Below are 1,820 nucleotides of genomic sequence, written 5' to 3'. Positions count from 1 at the left end.
GCCTTGTTCTTGCTGCCCTTTGGACGGCCACGACCACGCTTTTCTGGAGTGGCAGAGGAGTTTTGAGTTGGAGTTAATGACTCAAGCTCTAGGTGTGGATCAAAAGCAAGAATAGTACGATCGCTTGGCAACTCATTGCCTTCTGCGATAAGAGAGATCTCATCAGTGATACGCAATAAGGCCTCTGAAGACACACCAATGCTATATAAAAGACGCTGAGCTGATCTAAATACACTGTAACGTACTAACTGATAGTTAGTTTCATTAACCTCTTTAAAGGCCCTTACTTTAAAGAGCTCTGCAATCAAATCATCTGTGTTGATATTGCAGACATCTGCATATGACTTTAGCTCATAACAAAGCAATGACTTAAGGTAAGTCCATAACGCAATTGCATAGTGTTGCTTTTGCAGATCACATATGTCAGTTGGTTCAAAATATGAGCTAGCTAATCTGCAAACTATATTAGCTTCGCATGTGGAGAGATAATCTACTGCGCCAAGTTCTTCTTTATTAATTTCTGAACAGCAAATATTTCTCTCTTCTGCCCAATTTCGTAGAAGAGATGCAGAATTATTTGCATGTAATCTTAATAGAGTTGGCTTTAACTCTTGTTCATTTAATAAATCATAAATAGAACCGAGGCCTGCGCTTAAGCTCTCTTTGTCACCTTCAAAAGTAAATGCAGATACAATCTTTGAATGTACGCCCTCTCTAGAACACAACTCGTTTGAGGAAGCCACAACATATATGCATACACTACAGGTTTCAGCAGAATCTTTTAAAATTGAGTAACTATTATTGAGTTCTAAATTGTCGCTCTTAATAAAGCTTGACTCATTGTTATCACCGCTAGATAAAGTTGAATCAAATACTTCACTTAAATCGGCTGTAGTGTCAACTTTTAAAGAAGCGCTTTCAGCATCTTCCTGAGTGTTTGTATACTCAACTGCAACTAAGTAGAGATAAGCATTGTCTGTAATAGATAATTGTTTTAAGTTTCTGAATGAAAACTCATTTAACTTATCGGCATTAATGTCATTTAAAACATTTGCAATATCAGCCTTTGAAATTGAACTAGTTGCAAAAGTGGCATTTAATTCTAAATACTCCTCAAAAGAGTTGTATTTTGCGTAGTCAGATATAGTTAAGTAAGCTGCAAAATCTAATAGTTTGTTAGCCTGTTCTGTGCCAAATGCTTGTTGCAGATTTGAATATGCACCATTATTTTTTAGCATTTGTAGCAGTGCTGCGTAGACACCAATTGTACGTACCGAATAGTTATCAGCAGTATCAATCACTTTATTAAGCAGATTGCACTTGAGGCTCCAAGCTTTACTGCCATTAAGCAGTATTGCACCTTCTTCTAAATATTGTCCCACAATACAATTGCGAATATTACCATTGAGCGGATCTTGTAAATCTACTGAAACATCGCCTAGCGGGTTTACTTTGGCAAATTCAGGTGCTTTAACTACTAAAGGCTTTGCAATTAATTGGCGCATATAACCTCGTTGCAAACTACTTATAAGATATGACAGGCAGAATTTAATCTTAAACATGAAAATATGCGGTACACACATTATCTTTTAGTATACATTAAATTAAAACCTTACAGCATAATTCTTTTTTATAATTAGTTCGCTATAGTTTAGAACAAATTTCAATCCATAATTTAAGTATGAATAGTATCTGAAATATATCCTAAAAAGCCGTATCTATAAGCGTAAATTTCCTCTAAAACGGTAACAAGTGCCTCATTATTTTAAGAAATATTCAATTTAAGCTGATGCTTTTCCTGCAGAGAGCATAAGCAGCAA

1 protein-coding gene is annotated in these 1,820 nt (G+C 35.5%); it reads right to left on the bottom strand.

What is annotated here, in order from left to right; all coding sequences use genetic code 11:
• A partial coding sequence (locus tag H524_RS15790; RefSeq protein WP_169726158.1) for a hypothetical protein occupies positions 1-1,562 on the bottom strand: 1,562 nt, incomplete at its 3' end.
• Positions 1,563-1,820 lie beyond the last annotated feature (258 nt).

This window comes from Anaerobiospirillum succiniciproducens DSM 6400, from assembly GCF_000482845.1.
Lineage (GTDB): Bacteria > Pseudomonadota > Gammaproteobacteria > Enterobacterales > Succinivibrionaceae > Anaerobiospirillum > Anaerobiospirillum succiniciproducens.
Note: the sequence above shows the minus strand (reverse complement) of the source record. Positions and strands in the feature narration are given on the sequence as shown.